The following is a 21,278-nucleotide window of genomic DNA, read 5'->3' as shown; positions in this document are numbered from 1 at the left end:
TCGACCACCCGCCATTTCGGCGGCACAGGCCTGGGCCTGGCCATCTGCCAGCAGTTGATCCAGCTCATGGACGGCCGCATCGAGGTGGAAAGCCAACCGGGCGCCGGTGCGCTGTTCCGCGTCCAGCTGCCGCTGCAGCGCGTACACGGCGCCCCTCCGGCCACGCCAGCGGCGCTGGCCGAGGTCTGCTGCCTGGTGGTTGGCGCGCAGACCGGGTTGCTTGCCGATCTCACTCAGTACCTGATCGACGCCGGCGCCAGCATCGTTACGCTTGCCGATCTCCATGCCCCCCTGACAGCCCGACTCACCGAACGGCCACAGCTGTGCCTCGTGGATGAGGGCCGGAGCAAGCTGGACTCCACGCAGCTGCGCGAGGCCGCCCGAGCCTGGCGCCTCCCCGAGCTGCGCTTCCTGTGCATCGGCCGCGGCGCACGTCGACGCCCGCGGGTGGAAACTCGTCATCTGGTGCGCATCGACGGCAACGTCCTGAGTCGGCGCACCCTGATCGAAACCGCGCGCTTGGCCCTGGGCCAGAGCGTCTCCGGCAACACCGGCAAGGGAACCGCACGCATGCGCAAGACCAGCCCGCCGTCGTCGGAAGTGGCGCAGCGGCGGGGGCAACTGATCTTGGTGGCAGAGGACAACCCAACCAATCAGAAGGTGCTGCTGCACCAACTGGCCCTGCTCGGACTGACTGCGGATGTCTCGACCAACGGCCTGGAAGCGCTGGAACTATGGCGCAAGGGTGGCTATGCGTTGCTGCTGACCGACCTGCACATGCCGGAAATGGACGGCTACCAGTTGGCCGCCGCGATCCGCGCCGCCGAGAACGGCAGCCGGCACCTGCCCATAGTGGCGCTCACCGCTAATTCGCAGAAAGGCATAAACCAGCGCTGCCTGGAAGCCGGCATGGATGACTACCTGTGCAAGCCGGCCCGGCTCGACGATCTGCAGGCCATGCTGGAGAAATGGCTGAGCCCAAAGCCCACCTCGCACGAGCCAGCCGCCCCCACTGCCGCCAGCAAGACAGCGGTCGATATCGAAGTGCTCAAGACCGTGGTCGGCGACGAGCCGGCGGTGCTCGCCGACTTTCTCGGCGAATTTCGCAACACCGCCAACCGGGCAGTCGCACAACTGCGCACGGCACTGCACGCCGAGGATTGCGCGAGCGTGGTTAGCCTCGCCCATTCCCTCAAGTCCAACTCGCGCGCCGTCGGAGCCATGTCCATGGGCGAGCTGTGCGCCCGCCTGGAGGGATCCGGCGACCAGCCCCGCGACACCGCCCTGCTGCAACCACTGTTCGACCAGCTGGAACGCGAACTGCAGGCGGTCGAGCAGTGTATCGACGGCATGCTGGCATGACCGCCAACCACCTTTCGGCGGATCGCCGGGCGCGGGCCTCCCGCGTTCGCCGACCGCCCCACTGAATTTCCGTGGAGTGCCCGGAACATGACCACCGACAAGAAGCTCCCCGTCACCATCATGGTCGCCACCGACGACAAGGCCGACGCGACTATCATCCACAACCAGCTGCAGCTCGAGTTCGAGCACCTGATCATGGCCCTCGACGAGGACTCCCGGATCGCCGCCTTCGACGAGCACCTTCCGGGCGTGCTGGTGTTGGCCTTCAAAAGCCTGAAACGCTCCGAACAGTTCTACCTGGAGCTGTATCGACAGAGCGCGAAGATCCACCTGCAACCGCATCGTACAGTGGTGCTATGCAGCAAGCAGGGTGTGCATGATGCCTATGCGCTTTGCCGGCGCGAGGTCTTCGACGACTACATCATGTTCTGGCCGATGACCCATGACGCGCCGCGCCTGCGCATGTCGGTGCACAACGCCCTGCGCGAGCAGCGCGCACTCAAGCGCACCGCGCCAGCCCTCGGCGAATTCGCCCAACAGGCACGACGCATCGCCGAGCTCGAGGAACTGCTCAAGCAGCACGTGGCCGAAGGCAGCCTGCGCCTCGCCACGGTGGATCGTGCGGTGAACAAGGCCGAGCAGGACATCGGCAGCGCCTTCGACCATCTGCACCACCGCGCCGGCAGTTATGCCCACAACGCCCCCCAGGCCCTGCGCCATCTGCAGGAAGAGATCGTGCGTCTCAAGCAGGCCGCACTGCACCAACCCTTCCAGAACGTGAGCACCGCCATGCAGCCGGTACACCAGTGGGCGGCGCAACTGCAGCACGACTACAGCCCGCACATCGAGTCGGTGCGCGCCCTCGGCGCACTGGCCGGGGAGATGCGTCCGCGCATCCTGCTGGTCGACGACGACGAGTTCGTGCACAAGATCGTTGCGCATCAGTTGGATGCCCGGGATTACGATCTAAGCATCGCCAGGGACGCCACCGAGGCGCTGCGCATGCTGCGCAACAACGCACCCGACCTGGTACTGCTGGATATCGTGATGCCGGGCGTGAATGGGCTGGAAGCCCTGCGGCGCTTCCGCCTGATGCCGTCCCTTGAAAAGACCCCGTTCATCATGCTGACCGGCAAGAGCGAGGGTGCGGTCGTGGTGGAAAGCCTCAAGAGCGGAGCCAACGACTTCATCGCCAAGCCCTTCGACCGCGCCACGCTGCTGGCCAAGATCACGCGCTTGCTATGAACTGCTGATCCATTCGAGACACACAAGCACTGGCGCTGCACCGCTTGTCCTTTGGGGAGTCTCGGCGCTTACGATGCCTTCACCCTCTGAGGAGAAGACCCGTTCGAATACCGCAATGGCATAGTCTTTGCTTATTGCAATCCAAGGTCCAATGGCGGGCCATGCTTCCCTCGACAAAGGCGTCTCCACTACTGCCCCTGCTCCTTGCTGGCGGCGGCGGTGCGGACGCCTTTTGGTTTTTGGGGGCCAGAATGCGCATAGCCCCTACTTCCCGTGAGCTGCGCGATTCGTTGATTGTGTCGAGTTTGGATGAGCGAGGTCACCAGACGACTCATAACAAAACCATGGGGAGCAATGCCCACACCATGGTGGGTACCTAAAGCACCCAAACTGGTTGGGCAGACCATGAGGGAGTTGGCCACTCGACGCACCATTACTGCACATGGAAGCTGCACCCGGGTCAGCCATGTCTCAAAAGTGAGCATCGCCACCCCTGAATGATTGTTCATCCTCGATGTTCACCGGCCCAGAGGTCCGCATGCATGAGTATTTACCATTCGCCGCTTTGCATACGCTCGAATCCCCAGAGATTCAGCCTCCAGTGGAAATTCGCCATCATTTTGATCGTTCTGGCCATGATGGCCGCCGGCAACGTCGTGATAGTACATAACTTTCTCGCCCGCCTCTCGGGCGTGGCGGAAGTCGTCAACCTTGCGGGCAAGCTGCGCATGCTGAGCCAGAAAATCGCCTTCGAGGAACTGGCTTCATGGTATCAGGTGCGGAGCAGCGACAGTCTCACGTCGGCTCAAGCCGCTTACGAGAGCGCTCTCAACGTGCTCAAGTACGGTGGCGATGCTCTGGGGCTCAGCATTCAGCGACTACCGCCGGCAATGCAACCGCTGGTCTTTGCGCTGCACAACGACTGGCAGAAATACCGCAACAGCCCTGCACTCGAAAATACGCAAGGCATGGCAGCCGCGATGCCGATCGAAAGGATATCTTCAAAAACTGACCTATTGCTGGCTAGTGCAGAGACGCTAGTGTCGGCCATCACCTTGGAGGCACAGCGGACCAATGCCAGTATCCAGAAGCAGGTGATTTCTCTGTTCATTTCCGAGCTGGTAATTTTCTTGCTGCTGGTCTGGTTCGTTCGCTGGCGCGTCCTCGAGCCCTTGCATGAGCTGACACGTCGCCATCGGGAGTTGGCGCATGGGAATTATTCCACCCGGATGCGGGTGAGATCGGGCGACGAGATTAGCGAGCTCGCCTCCGCCTTCAATTTCGCGTCGCAGACGATTGCCGACCTGATGCACCAGAACCAGCTCGACAATACTGCACTGCAGCACTCCTCCAGCATGTTCAAAGGGCTTGCCGAGAACTCGATCGCTGGCGTTTATATCGCTCAGAACGGCAGGTTCTTATTCGCCAACCAACGCATGGCGGAAATGTTCGGATACAATCGCGAGCGATTCACTGAGTCAATTAACCTGCTTGACCTGATCAACGAAGAAGATCTCGAAATTGCACAGGAACAGATAAGCAAACGCTTGAGCGGCGAAGCGAGTACTGCCATTTACGAGGTGCGCGGGAGAAAATCGAATGGTGCCCTCGTGAACCTGGAAATCTACGGATCTGCCATGGCGATCAATGGCTGCCCCGCGGTGATAGGCGTCATGCTGGACGTAACCGAACGTCACGACAAGCAACGCCAACAGCAGCTTGAATATATAGAACGCCTGCAATACCAAGCGACGCACGACGAACTTACCGGACTTGCCAACCGCAAGCTGTTTCTCGAGCGACTCGACCTGGCAACTATCAGGACCCAACGTACGGGAGCGATGGCGGCAGTACTCTTGCTTGATCTCAACAAATTCAAGGTCATAAATGACAGCCTGGGACATCACGCCGGAGATGAACTGCTACGAGCTGTGGGCAGGCGGCTGCAGAAACTCATCAGGGGAACCGATACGGTCGCGCGACTTGGCGGAGACGAGTTCGTCGTGCTTCTTTCGGACTTGGCCACGCCCGAGGAGGCTGCCCACGTCGCACAGAGAATTATCCGGGCACTGACCACGGTCGTGAACATCGAAACCAGAGAGGTTCACGTCGGGGCCAGCATAGGTATCAGCCTGTACCCGCAGGATGGCCAGGGACAGGATCTTCTCAAAAGCGCCGACCTAGCGATGTACCAAGCCAAACGCGAAGAGGGTAATGCATACAAATACTACTCTGCAGACATGGACAGTAAAAACCGGCGCCACATGGAACTGCTAGACGAATTGCATCATGCGCTCAATCACAAAGAGATGACGTTGGTGTACCAGCCCCAATTGGAGCTGGAAAGCGGGCGTATCGTAGGAGCAGAGGCCTTGCTGCGCTGGCAGCATCCCCGGCTTGGAAATATTTCTCCGGCCGAATTCATTCCGCTGGCGGAGGAGACCGGGCTGATAAACCAGATAGGAGAGTGGGTCATACACACCGCCTGTGCGCAAAACGCGACCTGGCACAGGGCAGGGCTTTCCGAGCTCACGATATCCGTGAATCTGTCGGCAAGACAGTTACGTGGCGGCGACCTCTCCGCAATGATCGGCCGCATATTGGAAAATACCGGCCTAAGTGGTCAATATCTGGACATTGAACTGACCGAGAGCGTACTGGCCCATGACCTTGAAGAGGTTGTAGAGATTCTTTCTGGAATCAGGAAAATTGGCGTCGGCCTCTCCCTGGACGACTTCGGTACAGGCTACTCCTCGCTTGGCTACCTTATGCGACTGCCATTCGACAACCTCAAGCTCGATAGGTCCTTCACCAGCGATCTCGACAAGCGACCGAATGCCCGAACCCTGACACAGGCGATCATCACTCTGGCACACAATATAGGCCTGAGGGTTGTAGCCGAAGGTATCGAAACGGCAGAACAGCTCGAGTTTCTGCGCAGCAGTGGCTGCGACCAAGGGCAGGGATATTTTTTCAGCCCTGCAGTATCGGCGGATGCCTTCTTCGATCTCATTAATGAGGGGCTGCCCCGGTCAGCCCTGCAGCGGCCATCATGCCCGGAAGGCGCTGTCACAAATCTCTAGTAACGTGAAAATATAGGGCAAGATCCCTCCAGTGGGGCCCTGCCACTGCGCCCATTGCCCAACCAGACAACTTCCTCATACACGTAGCAGACCATGTGCAATAAAAAAATGCTGTCCCGTCCGCTGCTCCTCACCACTGGGGTGATGTTGGCGAAAGTGAATCTGCGCGCAGCTGGACTATACGTTCTGGCCGGCATGCTGGGCATCCTTCTGGCCCAATCCACGGGCTACGCTGTTCCGGTATGGCCGGCGGCAGGAATGGCAGTGGCTGTACTGCTGGCATGGGGGCAGACCTGTTGGCCAGGCCTCTGGCTGGGCGGCCTGCTGATCGAGATATGGCTTGAGCCGACGCTATCGGGTGCCGGCCTGGGCCTCTTGACCACCAGCGCGGCGACCACCCAGGCATTGCTGGGCGCGTGGCTGGCGAGACTCTACCTGCAAGGCTCCTGGCCATTTTCCCGCGACTTCGGTCTGGCTTTGTCGCTAGTGTCCGTCGGCCCCTTGACCTGCCTGGTGGCCCCCACTCTTGGTACAGTCGTCCTGGTTGCTGGTGGTCGGATCGCCAGCGAGAACCTTTTCAGCGAATGGCTGCTCTGGTGGGTCGGCGACTCGTTGGGGGTGTTGCTATTCGCGCCGCTGATCCGGCTGCTGTGGCCGGGTAAGCATCCCTTCCGGCTGGCCGATGGGAGCAGCTACCGCTTTGCGATGCCCCTAATCGTCACTTCGGCCCTGTTGACGACAGGCCATATCGGTTTGGCACAACTGGAGGATCTGCGCGCCGGAAACGAGGCGCATCGGGTTATGGAGGCAATCGGCGACGATGTGGCCCAGGAGATCGCCGAAACACTGTTGCCGCTGGAAGGACTCGCGCACTTCCTGGTAGTCAGCAAGGACGTCAGCCGAGAGGCGTTCCACGAGTACTCGCAACACTTTGTCAATCGTGCGGCTCTGCTGTCGGTAGACTGGGCGCCGCGCGTTACTCAGGTCCAACGTGGCGCATTCGAAGCCAGCATGGCTGCTGCTGGCTTTGCCGGCTTTCGTATCAGCGAATTGGACGAGCACAGACAGTTGCAGGCGGCAGCCGAGCGTCCGGAGTACTACCCCATTGTGTTCACTGAGCCATCGGCCTCTGGCGGCACGGCCGTGGGGCTCGACCATGCCTTTGAAAAGTCGCGGCGCCAAGCCATGGAGCTCGCCCGCTACCATGGCCGGGCCATCACTTCCGAACCGATCCACTTGGTGCGCAGCGAACGTCAAGCCACCCTGGTCTTCATTCCTGTCTGGCGATTTACCCAGGGCCAACTGGAAGAAGAGCTGAACGGCTATGTGGTAGGGGTGATCGATATCGAAAAACTGTTCGCTCCGCTGCTGGCCAAGGCCAGGAACAACGACTTCGGCGTGCGTATTGCGGACATCACTCCGGGAACCTCGCAGCATGTCTTCATCGACCGGCTGCCCGCTGGTGCCGAACCAACCTGGCATCGCGACCTTCAGATCGAGGGCCGTATCTGGCGGCTGGAGATGGCCTCCCATGGCCCGCTCCGCCAGCCAGGATCGACCCAGGAGGAACGCTTGTTCCTCGGGTTCTCCATGGCCACCGCATTTCTCGCGGTGTTCGCCACTCTTGGTGGCGCCGGACGGCAGGTGACCGTTACCCGCCAGGTGAATGAACGAACGGCGCAGCTGCATTCCAGCGAAGAGCGCTACCGCCGCCTTATCGAGCTGTCGCCCTTCGGCATTCTCGTGCAGTGCGAGGGGCGCTGTGCCTTCGTCAATGCGAGCGCCCTGACGATGTTCGGCGCCCGTTCGGAGGAGGAAATACTGGAGCGCCCGCTCCTCGACTTCATTCATCCGAACAGCCACGGGATCATCCTCGACCGTCTGACTCGGCGCGCAGCGGGAGAGCCGATCCGGGATGCCGCTGTGCTGCGGTACCTCCGCCTGGATGGCTCCTCCTCTTGGGTGGAGATCACCTCGGCGGCCTACCAATACGAGGGGCGCCCCGGCTCGCTCCTTCTACTCAATGACATCAGTGCCCGCATCCATGCCGAAGAGCAGCGCGACCGCATCTTCTCGCTCTCTCTCGACCTGCTGTGCATTGTTGGCAACGACGGCTATTTCCAGACCATAAACCCTGCTTTCACCCGTACTCTGGGCTGGAGCGAAGAGGAGTTCCTCAGTCGCCCGCTGATCGATTTCGTACACCCCGACGACGTTGAGGCTACTCAGGCGGAAATCGCACGACTGGGGCAGGGGGAAAAAGCCATCGGCTTCGAGAACCGCTACCGCTGCAAGGGCGCCTCCTGGCGCTGGCTGGCATGGAAAGCCGTGCCGCAACCTGGCGGTCTGATGTTCCTCACCGCTCATGACACCACCACACAGCACCGCCATGCCGAACAACTCGGCGAGCTGAATGCCCAGCTACAGCAGAGGGTCGCTGAACGCAGCCGGGCACTCACCGACCTGCAGGCCAAGGAAGAAGAGATCCGCGCCGTGCTCGACCACCTGCTCGAGTGCGTGGTCACCATCGACAGCCGTGGCATTGTGCAAAGCGTCAATCCGAGCATCGAGCCGCTGTTCGGCTATACGCCGGCCGAATTGATCGGTCGCAACGTCTCCATGCTGATGCCGCCCCAGCTGAGCGAAAGTCATGACGATGGTATCGCTCATGCAATCGCGCGCTATCGGCAAAGCGGTGAGCGGCACGTCACAGGCCTCACCCGGGAGGTAACCGGTCGGCACAAGGATGGACATGCGGTCGATCTGGAAATCAGCGTCTCCGAATACCATGTGCATGGTGAGCACTTCTTCGTCGGCACGCTGCGCGGCATCCGCGAGCGTAAGGTATTGATCGCCAGTCTGACCCAGGCGCGTAAGGATGCCGAACAGGCCAGTCGCGCCAAGTCGGCCTTTCTCGCCGCCATGAGCCACGAGATACGCACACCAATGAACGGCGTGATCGGCCTGATCGACGTGCTAAGCCGAGATCGTCTGCCTCCGCATCAGGCCGACCTGGTGATGACCATCCGCGATTCGGCGAACACCCTGCTCGCCGTGATCGACGATATCCTCGACTTCTCCAAGATCGAGGCCGGCAGGCTGGAGATCGAGCAAGCCCCCGTACCTCTGGTCGAGCTAATCGAAAGCCTATGCGGCACCCTCGGGCCGCTAGCCAGCTCGCGCGGCGTCACCCTGGAGCAGGACATCGCCCCCGAGATACCGCGCTGGGTCCGCTCCGATGCCATACGCCTGCGGCAGATCCTCTACAACCTGATCGGCAATGCCATCAAGTTCTCCGGTGGACGCAGCGAACGCCTCGGCCAAGTTGTGGTGCGCGCCTGCCTCGCCGGCAGCGATCCGCTGCGCGTGGCCATCGCCGTGGAGGACAACGGCATCGGCATCGCCCCCGAGCATAAGGCCAGCCTTTTCAGCCCCTTCACCCAGGCGGAGTCCTCGACCACCCGCCGCTTCGGCGGCAGCGGCCTCGGCCTGGCCATTTGCAAGCGTCTGGCGACGCTGATGGACGGCGAAATCACAGTCGCCAGCACCCCGGGCAGCGGCAGTATCTTCACCATCACCCTGCCCTTGATAGCCATCGACGCCCCGTCAGGGAGCGACCGCGGACGGGTACCGATGCGCGAATCGGCTATGCCGACCGATATTGCAGCCAGCCGGCGAATCCTGGTGGTTGAGGACGAGACCGTGAACCGCAAGGTCATCCAGCAGCAACTCACCCTGCTCGGCTACCGCTTCGAGATGGCCTGCCATGGCGTCGAAGCCTTGGCCATGTGGCGCCTCGGCGGCTACGACCTGGTGCTCAGCGACCTGCACATGCCGGAAATGGATGGCTATCAGCTGGCCGCGTGCATCCGCCGCGAGGAGGGTCCCGATCGCCACATCCCCATCCTGGCGCTGACCGCCAACGCGCTGCGCGACGAGGCCGCACGGGCCCGTGCCGCCGGCATGGACGACTACCTGACCAAACCCATTCTCTTGAACGATCTTGAGGACGCCCTGTTCCGCTGGCTGCATCGGAAAGCGCTCTCCGAGCGGAACACACCGTCAGCGGCAGACTCCCCCAAGGAAGCGCTCCTGCTCGATCCGAACGCACTGACCACACTGGTCGGCGACACACCGCAGATGATCCGTGAAATCCTCGGCGACTATAGCGAGGCACTGAGCAACCTGACGCCACAATTGCAGGAGCACTTCGCAGGCAACGACCTCGACGCAATCGGCGCCCTTGTCCACCGCCTCAAGTCATCGTCCCGCGCCGTGGGCGCCGCGCGGTTGGGGCAGCTGTGCGCAGCACTCGAGCAGGCCACCAAGGATGGCGACGACACCTCACTTGCTCGCGGCATCGCCGAATTCCCCTCCCTGCAGGCCGCCACAGTCGCGCGAATCGAACAGTTTCTTCTGGAAAAAAACGGTTGAGGTTGTAGAAAAACCGGCTGCCTACCCGTGTTGGGGCTGATACGCCTCGGTTCACCCATTCGCAGAGAGGCGCGAGGCGATGCCTCGGTTCAAGACCGTTCACAAGGAACTCAAACTTCTCCCCATGAATTTCGACAAGCACTTGCTTCCCGGCAGCTTCGAGCATGCCCTGTGCTACTTGGTCAACTACGAACTGGATCTCTCCGGCCTCCACACCAGCTACAGCAACGATGTCGAAGGTGCACCGGCCTTCGATCCAGCCGTGTTGCTGAAGATCGCCCTCCTCGCCTCAGCCGCGGTATCGTCAGCAGCCGCAAGATGAAGCTTCCTGCCGCGAGCATGTGCTGTTCATGGCCGTATCCGGCGACAGCCAGCTGCACTTCACCACCCTGGCTGCGTTCGTCTCCAAGATGGGTGATCTGGCCTCCAAGCTGTTCGCCTAAGTGCTCGCCGTCTGTGATCGTCAGGGCCTGAATGGACATGAGATGTTCGCCATCGATGGCGTGAAGCTGCCGAGCAACGCCAGCCAGACCCACAGCGGCACACGCGCCGACTTCTTGCTCTAAGCCGAGAAAATGGAAAAGGCTGTCCAAGCAATGATCGAACAGCAGCGTCAGAGCGACCACATCCTGGAGAGCGAGGATCAATGCGCCGCACGCCAGCTCAAGCACCTGCAGGCCAATGCGCGGCAACTGCGCGCCTGGCTGAACGACAACCTGGAGGACCGCAAGGGCGCGAACGGACGGGTCAACCTGTTCAATCGCACCGACAACGAGTCGGGCAAGATGTCCACCGGCTAGGGCGTGATCCAGGGCTACACCAGTATCGCAGTGGTGGACGAGAAGGCGTAGATCATCCTCGAAGTCCAGGCCCATGGCGCGGGTGCAGAACAGGCGCTGCTCGATCCGGCGGTCGAGGCGAAGGCCAATGTACGTTCCCCGACACTACACTGCCGATGCCAGCTACTACAGCCGCGCTGGCCTCGAGCAGCTGGGCTCAACTGGCATCCCGGCCTATAGAATCGCATGATGCCTGAGCGATCTCACCCGACAGGCACTGAGCGAGTACCTTCAGCACCACGACTAACGATGGAAGCGACGGGTATTCGGAACGAATCCAACAACAGGATTTCCCGAATACCCAAATCAAGCTCCATTCAGTCTCTCTCCAGCACGTCAATGATGGGGCAGGCCGCGTCACCGTCACCGGCATCGCATTGCTGCACCAAATTGCCCAACGCTTGGTGCATAGCCGCGAGATCTGCCATTTTCTGCTCGATCAATATGAGCTTGCGTACGGCCAGCGCTCGCGTATCACTACAGGACGACGTCTCCAGGGTCAGCAGAGCCCCAACCTCGTCCAGCAAAAAGCCCAAGGCCTGTGCCCGCTTGATGAAGCGCACACGCTTGGCCTGCTCCACCGAGTAGCGTCGCTGACCGCCCAATGGTTTGGGCGGCTCATCCAACAGGCTGCGACGCTGGTAGTAGCGGATCGTCTCGATGCTTACTCCGGCCGCCTCCGCCAGCTTGCTGATTGTCAGCTTTGCCGTCATCACCTCCCCCTTGACTCCGTACTAAGGTACGGGATTTAGAGTAACACTCAAGCAAACAGGCTCAAGGGTAAAACGATGGCAAGACTGACTGGCTATGGCTCGCTGATCGCCGGCGCACTGGCCGCCATTGGCGCATCGGTGTGTTGTGTCGCGCCACTGGTACTGCTCGCGCTCGGCATCGGCGGTACATGGGTTGCCGGTTTGACGAGCATGGAGCCGTACCGCCCCTTCTTCATCGGCCTGACCTTGCTGTTTCTCGGTCTGGCCTTCTACAAGCTCTACCTGGCGCAGCAGACCTGCACACCGGGTACGCCCTGCGCCGAGCCGCGCACGATACGGCGACAGCGGCTCATCTTCTGGATCGTGACCGCCCTACTGCTCTGCCTGTTGGCCGCGCCATGGCTGGCCCCATGGTTCTACTGAAAGAGGTCTCCAATGCGCCACTTGCTGATCGCCATCCTCGCGGCGCTGCCGCTGGCGGTATTCGCCGCGCAGCCTGAAACCGTTACGCTGACCGTGCAGAACATGACCTGCTCGCTGTGTTCTGTCACGGTCAGGAAGTCGTTGGAAAAGGTGCCCGGCGTGAGCGCCGTCCAGGTCGATTTCGACAAAAAGACGGCCACCGTCACGTACGACCCGGACAGGGCCAAGCTTGAAGCGCTGACCCGCGCCACAACGAATGCTGGCTATCCGTCCAGAACACAGGAGTAGCACTGCGATGAGCGAAATCTTTCTCGAATCCGTGGTGACCTGCCCGCACTGCGGACATATCCAGCGCGAAACCATGCCCACGGACGCCTGCCAGTTCTACTACGAGTGCACTGCTTGTCATACCCTGTTGCCCCCCAAACCGGGCGACTGCTGCGTGTTCTGCTCCTACGGTTCGGTACCCTGTCCGCCAATCCAGCAGCAAGGCATGAGTGGCAGCCAAGACAGCTCGGCAGCCCCCCATCCGTGAGAGATCCTGCAATCGGGGAGCGCGGCCTCCCCCAGTTACGGGGCGCAATTGCGCGCCACTGACCGAAACACCGGCCAGTGGCACGCGCGATCACGTGAGGCCCTCCGCCCTCCCTAACGGTGAAGTTCGCATCATCAGTGCTGAGTCCGACCTCCCCTACGTGGTCCAGCTGGAAAGCATTTCCCGGGACACAATCGAAAGCTGTCACGGGTGGCACCAAGCACTCTCAGTGATCGACACACCCGCCACCCAAAATCAGGTACTCCAGCGCCCGCAGCTCTCCCGCGCTATCCCGATAGTGCATGGTTGCCTCCACCGGACCACACACGTTGCGGGTGTCAGATGCTCTGCCAGACTCACGGGGCGCTCTGGGTGACCGCTACGCCGTGCCGCGGCGAACAGTTGCGCCAGGGCGCGGCACTCGCCGGGCACGAAATTCTCTGGTTTCTCCACGCCGACGCCGAGCTGGACAGTCAGCCGCTGAGCGCGTTGCGCTAGGCCATCACGGAAGGATCGGCAGGCGGCTATTTTGCCTTCCGCTTCTGCAGTCCTCCCTGTTGGCATGGGCGTGTGCTCGAGCGCCTAGTGGCCTGGCGCAACCAGATTGGTGTGCCCTATGGCGATCAGGGGCTGTTCGCCCGGCGCAGCGTCTACTTCGCCGCCGGCCAGCACGCGCCCTGGCCGCTGTTCGAGGAGGTCCCGCTGGTCGAGGAGCTGCGGGAATACGGCGACTTCCGCCGCCTGGACCTGGTGTTGCGGGTCAGCCCCCGCCGCGCGCCTGCCGCAATCGCCTGCTGGCCAGGGGCTTCATGCTTGGCATGGCCCCCGCCACGCTCGCGCGACTGTACGCCGGCAGGGCCAAGGCAGGAGCGATGCCCGCCCGGCCCCCAACCTCGGAGGGGCACCCATGAGGGTGCTATTGCTGTGGGGACTGCTGGTGCTGAGCGGCATCGCTCAGGCTGCCCCCTTCGATCACCGCCACGCGGCTTGGAACGGCCTGCTTGAACGGCATGTGCACTGGGTGCGCGATGGGGTGGCCAGCACGGTCGACTACCCGGCCCTGGCTGACGAGCGCTGGTCCTTGGATGCTTATCTCGCACAGCTGTCGACGGTCGGTCCCACCGAGTTCGCCGGCTGGTCACGCGACCAGCGCCTGGCCTTCCTGATCAATGCCTACAACGCCTTAACCGTACAGCTGATCCTCGACCACTATCCGCTTGCCTCGATCAAGGACATCGGCGGCCTGTTCGGCTCACCTTGGAAACGCCGCTTCATTGCACTGCTGGGCCAGAATCTCAGCCTCGACGACCTGGAGCACGGGCTGATCCGCCAGCCCGGCGTGTACGACGAGCCGCGCATCCACTCCGTGGTCAACTGCGCCTCGATCGGCTGCCCGGCTCCGCGTCCGCAGGCCCTGCGCGCCGAGCAACTGGAGGAGCAGCTGGAAGACAGCCTGCGCCACTTCCTCAGCGACCGGCAGCGCAATCGCTACGACCGGCCAGCCAGTCGTCTGCGGGTCTCGAAGATTTTCGACTGGTACGGCGAGGACTTCGCCCGTCAGGCCGGATCGGTCAGCCGCTATCTGGCCGCACGGGCCGATTGGCTGAGCGACGCCCCGGCGGATCGACTACGAATCCGTCAGGGCGTCGGCCTTGGCTACCTCGACTATGACTGGTCGCTGAACGGTACGCCCTGAACAGGAGGGTCGAGATGAGCTCCACTACCCCGTTAGTCCTGGCCGGAGGCGGCAGCCTCGGTGTCGTCCAGGTCGGCATGTTGCAGGCGCTGGTCGAGACGGGGTTGAGCTTCGACTTCGTGGTCGGCTCATCGGTCGGGGCCATCAACGGAGCATACTTTGCCGCCCGGCCAACCCTCGCCGGTGTTGCAGAACTGGCAGAAGTCTGGTGCGGATTGCGTCAGTCGGATGTGTTTCCCTTCTCGCTCTCCGACACCCTGGGCAGCCTGCTGCACCAGCGAGGCCACCTGCTGCAACCGGTCGCCTTCAAGCGCCTGATCCGCCGGGCACTGCCGATCCGCCGCATCGAGGAGGCCCAACTACCGCTACACATCATCGCCACCGATCTGCTCAGCGGCGCAGAGGTGGCGATCTCCGCAGGCGACGCCGAGCAGGCCCTGCTGGCCAGTACCGCCATACCGCTGGTGTTCCCTGCAGTGTCCCGCGACGGTTGCTTCCTGGTCGATGGCGGGGTGTGCAGCAATACCCCGATTGCCAGTGCCGTGGCACTGGGGGCCACTCGTCTGCTGGTGTTGCCGACCGGCTTTGGCTGCGTCTGCAAAGAGCCACCGCAAGGACTCGTGGCTTTGGCGCTGCACACCCTCAACCTGATGAGCATGCGACAGCTGGTACGCGACACCGAGCTGTATGCCGCTCGCGCAGCCATCCATGTCGTCGCGCCGCTTTGTCCGCTGGGCGTGTCGGTCTTCGATTTCGGCCAGACGGCCGAGCTTCTGCAACGGGCTCGCGAGCAGACCCGTCTCTGGCTGGACGTGGGAGGGCTCGAGCAGAGCAGGGTGCCGGATTCGCTGCAGGCACACCATCATGCGGACATGGTGATGTCCTGAGGTCGCGTCATTGCCCGCCACGCAGCAGGCTACGCCACTCATGGCAGGCAGCGCTGTAGCTGGACACGCCGAAGGGGACTGCATAGTTCATGAACAGCTGCCACCAGGACATGAGCTGCTCCCCCCACAAGACCTCGCCCTGGTTGATCAGATTCAGCAGCGTCCCGACGACCAACGAAACCTTGGTCGCGCCAAACAACACGGAGCGCTGCCCCCATATGCGGATCAATTGCATCGATGACTTCCTGGACAGGTGGATTCATACCGAATGGCGGCGGTCTTCTCCGTAGAGGCAGCGCCGAACTCGAATTGGTTGGCACATCCCTGTGCCCAGGTGGTGGATGTGCCTGCGTTGTCGGCACCTCCCCCCTCGCTCGTTGGTACACCCCGGCTCGCCTCCAGGCTCGCAAGCAACGGCATGCCTTTGCCAATCTGAGATTTGGCACGGGGATTCGTTACAGCTAAACCTCACACGAGAATACGGTCGCGTTAAACGGGACAGGGGCCACCAGCGAGCAGGTACTCATTAGAGTGAGAGTGGCCCGGCTGATCCGGAACTCGCGGACCAAAGCGGACTTTGGCTCGCGGGCGCCGCAGCTCGACAATCCTGACGTCGCTCGGGGCTTCCTTCCGATCCTGGTAGGCGCCGCGCTGCTTGGCCAGGGCGCCCCTCGTGCTGCCGCTCGCGTATCAGCGCGCGCTTGAACTCGGCGAAGGCCCCATCACCGACAGCGGTAGGTTGGCCATCGGCGAATCCTCGCCGCTGAAGGTCAGGCCCTCCTTCACGAACTCGATCCGCACACCGCGGCCGGTGAGCTGCTGTATCAGGCGACGCAGATCATCCAGGTTACGAGCGAGGCGATCCATGCTGTGCACCACCATGGTGTCCCCTCGCCCTCGCCCTCGCCCTCGCGCACGCAGTCGAGCAGGGCATCGAGCTGGGAGCGCAGGGTGTCCTTGCCGGAGCCCTTGCCAGTGTCGGGCAAACCAATTTCACCTGACCCGAAGACCAGGACTGGCGGGAGCGAGCCGACTTGCTGTGCTTCGGAGAAACACCTGTAGTAACACCACAAACAGCCTCCTGCAGCTAAGCACGGGCTCCCCGTGTCGCTGGATGCCAAGCCAGGCCAAGCAGGGCGATCACGCAAAAAACCGCCCCCGCGTAGAAGGTGACCGCTGCCCCCTGTGTGTCCCACAGAGAGCCGGCGACGACACTGGCGATCAGCATGGCGATACCGCTGACCAGATTGAAGAAGCCGTAGGCCGTGCCTCGCAGGTCGACGGGCGCGGTATCGGCCACCATCGTCGCCAGGAGCCCCTGCGTGATGCCCATGTGTATGCCCCACAGGGCGACACCGACGAGGACGACGCTCCAGTGGTCGTTCGTCGCAAGTACTAGGTCGGCCGCAAGCAGCACGGTCAGCCCAAGGGCCATCAGGCTGCGATGGTTCACCCGGTCGGAGAGCTTGCCGAACGGATAGGCCGACAGCGCGTAAACCAGGTTCATCGCCACCATCACCAACGGCACCAGAGCAATCGGCACGCCGCCCTGCTGGGCGCGCAGGACCAGGAAGGCTTCGCTGAAGCGGGCCAGCGTGAACACCGCCCCGATGCCGACAACCCACCAGTAGGGGGCGGCGAGGCGCCGCAGATTCTCGCGGCGGATCGGATTTGTGCGCTTGTCGGTCTGCTCATGTGTCGGCTCGCGCAGGCCGAAGGCCAGCAGCGCGACACTTGCCAAGCCGGGGATGACGGCCACCCAGAACACTGCGCGGAAATCGTTGGCCCACAGCAGCATCAGGCCGACGGCCAGCAGCGGGCCGAGGAAGGCGCCGACGGTGTCGAGCGACTGACGCAGACCGAACGCCGCCCCGCGGATGTGCGCCGGGGTCAAATCGGCCACTAGGGCGTCGCGCGGCGCACCCCGGACACCCTTGCCGACGCGATCAAGCAGTCGCGCCGTAAGTACGATGCCGGCGCTTGGCGCGATGGCGAACAGCGGCTTGGTCAGCGCTCCCAGCGCGTAGCCGAAAACGGCGAGCCCCTTGCGTTTGCCCAGGTAGTCGCTCAGCGCGCCGGAGAACACCTTGACGATCAGCGCTGTGGCTTCAGCCAGCCCCTCGACCAGGCCAACCATCAGGACGCTTGCGCCCAGGGTCGTGACCATGAACATCGGCAGCAGGCTGTGGATCACCTCCGATGAGATATCCATCAGCATGCTGACCAAGCCGAGAATCCAGATGCCCGTCGGGATCTGTTTCAGGGTGGAACCGCCGCTGCTCGTCTGCATTCTGGTCGCTCCTACTGGTCGCTGCCCCTATTCTTTCCGGCTCGCCCAGCGCGAGTCTCTCGAATCCATTGTCCTGGCTCCGCTGACGCCTCCATTTCGCCTCTGATACCATACCCCCCTACCCCATAATGAGCGATAGAGCATGAGCCACACCTCCCATGAGAAATCGAAGTTACTGGGGCGGGTGCGCCGCATCCGGGGGCAGGTCGAGGCGCTGGAGCGTGCGCTCGATGCCGAAAAGGGCTGCTGCGAGATTCTGCACCAGATAGCTGCCGTGCGCGGCGCCATCAATGGCCTGATGGCGGAGGTGCTCGAAGATCACGTGCGCGCGCACATCGCCGACCCGGCGATCGACAGCGATGCTGAACGCCAGCAGGGCGCCGATGAGTTGATCGCCGTGCTGCGCACCTACCTGAAGTGAGAACGGTCATGTCCAGAGAAAACCTGTCCAGATGGATGCACGACCACGTCTTTGACACCGGCAACTCGGTCGCCGAGCGCAGCACCTGGGTGGTGATGTGGATCACCGCCGTGACCATGCTGGTCGAGATCGTCGCGGGCTGGTGGCTCAACTCCATGGCCCTGTTGGCGGACGGCTGGCACATGAGTTCGCATGCCGTGGCGCTGGGCCTTTCCGCGCTGGCCTATGCCACGGCCCGGCGCTACGCCAGGGATCCGCGCTTCGCGTTCGGCACCTGGAAGATCGAGATTCTCGGCGGTTTCGCCAGCGCCATCTTCCTGCTCGGCGTTGCCGTGATGATGGTGGTGGGCTCGGTGGAGCGGATCGTCTCGCCGCAGCCTATTCAGTACCTGGAAGCGATTGTCATCGCCATCCTCGGCCTGGTGGTCAATCTGGTGTGCGCGCTGATTCTCGGCAAGGCTCACCATCACGACCATGGTCACTCCCATGGGCATGCGCACGGCCATGATCACCATGACCATCATCACGACCTCAACCTGAAGTCGGCCTACCTGCACGTCATCGCCGATGCAGCCACCTCGGTGCTGGCCATCGCGGCCCTGTTCGGCGGCTGGATCTATGGCTGGGCCTGGCTGGACCCGCTCATGGGGATCGTCGGGGCCGTGCTGGTCGCCCTGTGGGCCAAAGGGCTGATCGTCGACACGGGCAAGGTGCTGCTCGACCGCGAGATGGATCACCCGGTAGTCGACGAGATCCGGGAGGTCGTGGAAACCGAGAGTGACGCCGGGACAACCCGGATCGCCGACCTGCACGTCTGGCGGGTCGGCAAGCAAGTCTATTCGTGCGCCATGACGGTGGTGACCCAGGATGCGACGCTGACGCCGGATGTGGTGCGCGAGCGCCTGTCGGTGCACGAGGAGATCGTCCACTCGACCATCGAGATCCATCACTGCTGCGATCTGTCCGCTGGAGCGAGCGCATGACAACGCTGTTGCTTTACCTGGCCACGGCGCTTGCGGAAATCGTCGGCTGCTATCTGCCGTGGCTCTGGCTACGTCAGGGCGGTTCGGCCTGGCTTCTGCTGCCGGCGGCGGCGAGCCTGGCCGCGTTCGCCTGGCTGCTGACCCTGCACGATGCCGCATCCGGTCGGGTGTACGCCGCCTATGGCGGGGTGTACATCGGCGTGGCGATCCTCTGGTTGTGGCTGGTGGACGGCATGCGCCCTTCGGTCTGGGATGTGGCAGGCGTCGCCGTGGCCCTGGCGGGCATGGGCATCATCGCCTTTCAGCCGCGCTAGAAGAGACGGGGCGGCGGCGATGCTCTCGCACTCCGCTCTCCCCTCGACCGAGGGAACCGCTACCAAGGCATGAAACAACTTCTCCTCCAGCCGGATGGAGACTCAACTAGCCTGATCCGATCATGGACAGGTGATCCACTCCGAGGATTCAGAGACCGAGATGTTCAGCCAAGCCCTCAGGATCAGACTCGTGCTTGCGCTGCTCCTGACCATGCTCATGGCTTGGGGCGGGCACGCGGCTGCCTGGCTGAAAAACGTCTCCCAACCGGCAGCGACGTCGCATGCCCTCCAGCATGCCCATCTGTATGAGCATGATGCACAGATCGATAGCGCCTGCGTTCTCTGCCAGCTGCAACACGATCACGCCCCGCTGGACGCCGATCATCTGCACGAGACGCCCTATCCCACCGTTTTGATCAAGGTGCAAGCCCTGGCTGAGCATGGCCAGATGCCAAGCACCGCCCGCCATCGTATTCCTGAAGATCCAGTCTTTCTGATCGAACGCCCCCCTCGCCCTCAGTTCGTACTCTGACGTCGGCCGCCTTCATGGCGGCCCAGGACCACCACAACCAGGACAACCTCATGCATTCGTTATCCCTGCGCGGGACAGGTGCGCTCTTCGCGCGCCTGCGCCGCTCGTTACTGCTGCCCGTGCTCAGCGCCCTGCTGTTCATGGCCGCCCCGGAAGCCCTGGCCCACGGCGTGGCCGAGGGCGACAAGGGCTTCATCCAGGAAAGCTCGGGGGTGATGCTGCTGCCGTTCATATACATGGGCGCCAAGCACATGATCACCGGCTACGATCACCTGCTGTTCCTTTTCGGGGTGATCTTCTTCCTCTACCGGCTCAAGGACGTGGGCCTGTACGTCACGCTGTTCGCGGTCGGTCACTCGGTCACCCTGCTGCTCGGCGTGCTGATGGAGATCAGCGTCAGCGCCTACGTGATCGACGCCATCATCGGCTTCTCGGTGGTGTACAAGGCCCTCGACAATCTGGGCGCCTTCCAGCGCTGGTTCGGCTACCAGCTCGATACCCGCACGGCCACCCTGGTGTTCGGCCTGATCCACGGCTTCGGCCTGGCCACCAAGATCCTCGACTACCAGATCGCCGCCGATGGCCTGATCCCCAATCTGATCGCCTTCAACGTCGGCGTCGAGATCGGCCAGCTGCTGGCCCTCAGCGCCATTCTGATCGCCATGGGCTACTGGCGGCGCAGCACCGGTTTCTGGCGCCACGCCTACACCGCCAACGTCGCCATGATGAGCGCCGGTTTCCTGTTGATGGGTTACCAGCTCACCGGCCTGATCGTGTCTCAGTAAGGAATTTTCGCCATGAACAACAACCAACGTCCCGACCTCAACGAACTGCCGAGCAGCACCCAGCTGCTGCGCTCCACCGTCATCGCCCTGATCACCGCCGGCGTCCTGTTGGTCACCGTGGTCATGCCGGCGGAATACGCCATCGACCCGACCGGTGTGGGTCGCCTGCTGGGCATGACCCAGATGGGCGAGCTGAAGGCCACCCTGGCAGAGGAGGCCGCCGCCGAAGACGCACATGCCGGGCAGCGGCCTGCGGTAGCGGCAGTCCCGGCCCCCGCTACCGCCACGGCGGCCCAGCCAGTCCCCGCAGCCGCTGCCCCGTCCCCGGAACCGCAGCAGCCAACGGTGGCCCTGCAGGAGCATGAGGTGAATCTCACCCTGAAGCCCAACCAGGCGGCCGAAATCAAGCTGGAGATGAAGCAAGGCGCCAAGGTGAACTTCCTCTGGACGGCCAACGGCGGCCTGCTCAACTACGACACCCATGGAGACCCCTACAAGGCGCCCAAGGGCTTCTACCATGGCTATGGCAAAGGCAAGCAGACGCCCGAGCAGCAGGGCGTGCTGGTCGCCGCATTCGATGGCAAGCACGGCTGGTTCTGGCGCAACCGCAGCAACCAGACGGTGAAGCTGACTCTGCGTACCGAAGGCGACTACATCACCATTGAGCAGGTTCTCTGAGAACGCAGCCCTGCCCGCAAGGCTGGGCGTTTCCATCTGCCCGAACAGGGGGCGCCGT

At 62.7% G+C, this 21,278-nt stretch carries 23 protein-coding genes and 1 pseudogene; 19 read left to right on the top strand and 5 right to left on the bottom strand.

The features are described 5' to 3' along the window. From BMZ19_RS13075 to BMZ19_RS13050, 7 genes are all read left to right on the top strand, one after another. Positions 1–1,362 (top strand): response regulator (locus tag BMZ19_RS13075; protein WP_139214678.1); only part of this gene is annotated, 1,362 nt, incomplete at its 5' end. Between the two features lie 87 nt (positions 1,363–1,449). After that, positions 1,450–2,607, top strand: a complete 1,158-nt coding sequence (locus BMZ19_RS13070) for a response regulator (RefSeq protein ID WP_090311547.1) — start codon at positions 1,450–1,452, stop codon at positions 2,605–2,607. 542 nt (positions 2,608–3,149) lie between these two features. Then, complete coding sequence (locus BMZ19_RS13065; protein ID WP_170847761.1) at positions 3,150–5,690, top strand: EAL domain-containing protein; 2,541 nt, start codon at positions 3,150–3,152, stop codon at positions 5,688–5,690. A 93-nt stretch (positions 5,691–5,783) separates the two neighbouring features. Next, the gene (locus BMZ19_RS13060) at positions 5,784–10,124 is read left to right on the top strand and encodes a PAS domain S-box protein (protein ID WP_090311543.1); all 4,341 of its coding nucleotides are present in this window, start codon (positions 5,784–5,786) and stop codon (positions 10,122–10,124) included. A gap of 79 nt (positions 10,125–10,203) precedes the next feature. After that, entirely contained in the window at positions 10,204–10,446 is a 243-nt protein-coding gene (locus BMZ19_RS22535; protein WP_212633231.1) for a hypothetical protein, read from the top strand. A gap of 121 nt (positions 10,447–10,567) precedes the next feature. Then, positions 10,568–10,690, top strand: coding sequence for a hypothetical protein (locus BMZ19_RS22820; protein ID WP_280142161.1), 123 nt, complete (start codon positions 10,568–10,570; stop codon positions 10,688–10,690). A gap of 30 nt (positions 10,691–10,720) precedes the next feature. Then, the gene (locus BMZ19_RS13050; protein ID WP_090311541.1) at positions 10,721–10,924 is read left to right on the top strand and encodes a hypothetical protein; all 204 of its coding nucleotides are present in this window, start codon (positions 10,721–10,723) and stop codon (positions 10,922–10,924) included. A 356-nt stretch (positions 10,925–11,280) separates the two neighbouring features. On the opposite strand, the gene merR is transcribed toward BMZ19_RS13050, so the two are convergent. Then, positions 11,281–11,676 carry a mercury resistance transcriptional regulator MerR gene (gene merR / locus BMZ19_RS13045; protein ID WP_090311539.1) on the bottom strand — a complete coding sequence of 132 codons (396 nt, stop codon included), beginning with the start codon at positions 11,674–11,676 and terminating at the stop codon, positions 11,281–11,283. Positions 11,677–11,751: 75 nt separating this feature from the next. Between merR and BMZ19_RS13040 the strand changes: the two genes are divergently transcribed. Genes BMZ19_RS13040 through BMZ19_RS13030 form a run of 3 tightly spaced genes read left to right on the top strand, consistent with a single transcriptional unit; the run spans position 11,752 to position 12,634 of the window. Further along, positions 11,752–12,099, top strand: a complete 348-nt coding sequence (locus BMZ19_RS13040) for a mercuric transporter MerT family protein (RefSeq protein WP_090311536.1) — start codon at positions 11,752–11,754, stop codon at positions 12,097–12,099. 12 nt (positions 12,100–12,111) lie between these two features. Beyond that, positions 12,112–12,387 (top strand): mercury resistance system periplasmic binding protein MerP, encoded by a 276-nt coding sequence (gene merP / locus BMZ19_RS13035; protein ID WP_090311534.1) that lies wholly within the window; start codon positions 12,112–12,114, stop codon positions 12,385–12,387. 7 nt (positions 12,388–12,394) lie between these two features. Then, a complete protein-coding gene (locus BMZ19_RS13030) occupies positions 12,395–12,634 on the top strand; it encodes a GDCCVxC domain-containing (seleno)protein (RefSeq protein ID WP_090311532.1) in 240 nt (79 codons plus the stop codon). Positions 12,635–12,860: 226 nt separating this feature from the next. Here BMZ19_RS13030 and BMZ19_RS22915 read toward each other — a convergent pair whose 3' ends face one another. Next, the gene (locus tag BMZ19_RS22915; RefSeq protein ID WP_425287172.1) at positions 12,861–12,938 is read right to left on the bottom strand and encodes a DUF2790 domain-containing protein; all 78 of its coding nucleotides are present in this window, start codon (positions 12,936–12,938) and stop codon (positions 12,861–12,863) included. Positions 12,939–12,976: 38 nt separating this feature from the next. Here BMZ19_RS22915 and BMZ19_RS22410 point away from each other — a divergent pair, with 38 nt between their 5' ends. The 3 genes from BMZ19_RS22410 (at position 12,977) to BMZ19_RS13015 (ending at position 15,217) form a co-directional block, all read left to right on the top strand. Beyond that, on the top strand, positions 12,977–13,132 hold the full coding sequence (locus tag BMZ19_RS22410; protein ID WP_170847760.1) for a hypothetical protein: 156 nt from the start codon (positions 12,977–12,979) through the stop codon (positions 13,130–13,132). Positions 13,133–13,541: 409 nt separating this feature from the next. Further along, the gene (locus BMZ19_RS13020) at positions 13,542–14,330 is read left to right on the top strand and encodes a DUF547 domain-containing protein (RefSeq protein WP_090311529.1); all 789 of its coding nucleotides are present in this window, start codon (positions 13,542–13,544) and stop codon (positions 14,328–14,330) included. Between the two features lie 14 nt (positions 14,331–14,344). Beyond that, positions 14,345–15,217 carry a patatin-like phospholipase family protein gene (locus BMZ19_RS13015; protein ID WP_090311527.1) on the top strand — a complete coding sequence of 291 codons (873 nt, stop codon included), beginning with the start codon at positions 14,345–14,347 and terminating at the stop codon, positions 15,215–15,217. A gap of 7 nt (positions 15,218–15,224) precedes the next feature. Here the strand turns inward: BMZ19_RS13015 and nrtS are convergent, their stop codons facing one another. From nrtS to BMZ19_RS13000, 3 genes and pseudogenes are all read right to left on the bottom strand, one after another. After that, positions 15,225–15,452 carry a nitrate/nitrite transporter NrtS gene (gene nrtS / locus BMZ19_RS13010; RefSeq protein WP_090311525.1) on the bottom strand — a complete coding sequence of 76 codons (228 nt, stop codon included), beginning with the start codon at positions 15,450–15,452 and terminating at the stop codon, positions 15,225–15,227. Between the two features lie 226 nt (positions 15,453–15,678). Then, positions 15,679–16,212: pseudogene (locus tag BMZ19_RS13005) on the bottom strand (recombinase family protein); the annotation flags it as partial. Between the two features lie 92 nt (positions 16,213–16,304). Further along, complete coding sequence (locus BMZ19_RS13000; protein WP_090311523.1) at positions 16,305–17,507, bottom strand: MFS transporter; 1,203 nt, start codon at positions 17,505–17,507, stop codon at positions 16,305–16,307. A gap of 142 nt (positions 17,508–17,649) precedes the next feature. On the opposite strand from BMZ19_RS13000, the gene BMZ19_RS12995 reads away from it, so the two are divergent. The 6 genes from BMZ19_RS12995 to BMZ19_RS12970 all read left to right on the top strand — a co-directional run bounded on the left by BMZ19_RS12995 (position 17,650) and on the right by BMZ19_RS12970 (position 21,220). Then, positions 17,650–17,928: a metal/formaldehyde-sensitive transcriptional repressor gene (locus tag BMZ19_RS12995; RefSeq protein WP_090311521.1), complete on the top strand. Its 279-nt coding sequence runs from the start codon at positions 17,650–17,652 to the stop codon at positions 17,926–17,928. Positions 17,929–17,936: 8 nt separating this feature from the next. Further along, positions 17,937–18,911 (top strand): CDF family Co(II)/Ni(II) efflux transporter DmeF, encoded by a 975-nt coding sequence (gene dmeF, locus BMZ19_RS12990; RefSeq protein WP_090311519.1) that lies wholly within the window; start codon positions 17,937–17,939, stop codon positions 18,909–18,911. Beyond that, a complete protein-coding gene (locus BMZ19_RS12985) occupies positions 18,908–19,225 on the top strand; it encodes a YnfA family protein (protein ID WP_090311518.1) in 318 nt (105 codons plus the stop codon). The genes dmeF and BMZ19_RS12985 overlap by 4 nt, the downstream gene beginning before the upstream one ends. A 190-nt stretch (positions 19,226–19,415) precedes the next feature. Continuing rightward, positions 19,416–19,757, top strand: coding sequence for a hypothetical protein (locus tag BMZ19_RS22185; protein ID WP_139214676.1), 342 nt, complete (start codon positions 19,416–19,418; stop codon positions 19,755–19,757). A gap of 50 nt (positions 19,758–19,807) precedes the next feature. Next, entirely contained in the window at positions 19,808–20,542 is a 735-nt protein-coding gene (locus BMZ19_RS12975) for a HupE/UreJ family protein (RefSeq protein ID WP_090311581.1), read from the top strand. Positions 20,543–20,554: 12 nt separating this feature from the next. Beyond that, positions 20,555–21,220, top strand: a complete 666-nt coding sequence (locus BMZ19_RS12970; RefSeq protein WP_090311513.1) for a transmembrane anchor protein — start codon at positions 20,555–20,557, stop codon at positions 21,218–21,220. Positions 21,221–21,278: the final 58 nt, after the last annotated feature.

This window comes from Pseudomonas linyingensis, assembly GCF_900109175.1.
Classification (GTDB): Bacteria; Pseudomonadota; Gammaproteobacteria; order Pseudomonadales; family Pseudomonadaceae; genus Geopseudomonas; species Geopseudomonas linyingensis.
Note: the sequence above shows the minus strand (reverse complement) of the source record. Positions and strands in the feature narration are given on the sequence as shown.

What these genes read in the sequence shown, in the direction of transcription:
- BMZ19_RS12970 (WP_090311513.1), top strand. Translation starts at nt 20,555, where the DNA reads ATGAACAACAACCAACGTCCCGACCTCAACGAACTGCCGAGCAGCACC.
- BMZ19_RS12975 (WP_090311581.1), top strand. Translation starts at nt 19,808, where the DNA reads ATGCATTCGTTATCCCTGCGCGGGACAGGTGCGCTCTTCGCGCGCCTG.
- BMZ19_RS22535 (WP_212633231.1), top strand. Translation starts at nt 10,204, where the DNA reads ATGCCTCGGTTCAAGACCGTTCACAAGGAACTCAAACTTCTCCCCATG.
- BMZ19_RS13040 (WP_090311536.1), top strand. Translation starts at nt 11,752, where the DNA reads ATGGCAAGACTGACTGGCTATGGCTCGCTGATCGCCGGCGCACTGGCC.
- BMZ19_RS12995 (WP_090311521.1), top strand. Translation starts at nt 17,650, where the DNA reads ATGAGCCACACCTCCCATGAGAAATCGAAGTTACTGGGGCGGGTGCGC.
- BMZ19_RS22915 (WP_425287172.1), bottom strand. Translation starts at nt 12,938, where the DNA reads ATGCACTATCGGGATAGCGCGGGAGAGCTGCGGGCGCTGGAGTACCTG.
- merR (WP_090311539.1), bottom strand. Translation starts at nt 11,676, where the DNA reads ATGACGGCAAAGCTGACAATCAGCAAGCTGGCGGAGGCGGCCGGAGTA.
- merP (WP_090311534.1), top strand. Translation starts at nt 12,112, where the DNA reads ATGCGCCACTTGCTGATCGCCATCCTCGCGGCGCTGCCGCTGGCGGTA.
- dmeF (WP_090311519.1), top strand. Translation starts at nt 17,937, where the DNA reads ATGTCCAGAGAAAACCTGTCCAGATGGATGCACGACCACGTCTTTGAC.
- BMZ19_RS13050 (WP_090311541.1), top strand. Translation starts at nt 10,721, where the DNA reads ATGATCGAACAGCAGCGTCAGAGCGACCACATCCTGGAGAGCGAGGAT.
- BMZ19_RS13015 (WP_090311527.1), top strand. Translation starts at nt 14,345, where the DNA reads ATGAGCTCCACTACCCCGTTAGTCCTGGCCGGAGGCGGCAGCCTCGGT.
- BMZ19_RS13070 (WP_090311547.1), top strand. Translation starts at nt 1,450, where the DNA reads ATGACCACCGACAAGAAGCTCCCCGTCACCATCATGGTCGCCACCGAC.
- BMZ19_RS13000 (WP_090311523.1), bottom strand. Translation starts at nt 17,507, where the DNA reads ATGCAGACGAGCAGCGGCGGTTCCACCCTGAAACAGATCCCGACGGGC.
- BMZ19_RS12985 (WP_090311518.1), top strand. Translation starts at nt 18,908, where the DNA reads ATGACAACGCTGTTGCTTTACCTGGCCACGGCGCTTGCGGAAATCGTC.
- BMZ19_RS13020 (WP_090311529.1), top strand. Translation starts at nt 13,542, where the DNA reads ATGAGGGTGCTATTGCTGTGGGGACTGCTGGTGCTGAGCGGCATCGCT.
- BMZ19_RS13030 (WP_090311532.1), top strand. Translation starts at nt 12,395, where the DNA reads ATGAGCGAAATCTTTCTCGAATCCGTGGTGACCTGCCCGCACTGCGGA.
- BMZ19_RS22410 (WP_170847760.1), top strand. Translation starts at nt 12,977, where the DNA reads ATGCTCTGCCAGACTCACGGGGCGCTCTGGGTGACCGCTACGCCGTGC.
- BMZ19_RS13060 (WP_090311543.1), top strand. Translation starts at nt 5,784, where the DNA reads ATGTGCAATAAAAAAATGCTGTCCCGTCCGCTGCTCCTCACCACTGGG.
- BMZ19_RS13065 (WP_170847761.1), top strand. Translation starts at nt 3,150, where the DNA reads ATGAGTATTTACCATTCGCCGCTTTGCATACGCTCGAATCCCCAGAGA.
- nrtS (WP_090311525.1), bottom strand. Translation starts at nt 15,452, where the DNA reads ATGCAATTGATCCGCATATGGGGGCAGCGCTCCGTGTTGTTTGGCGCG.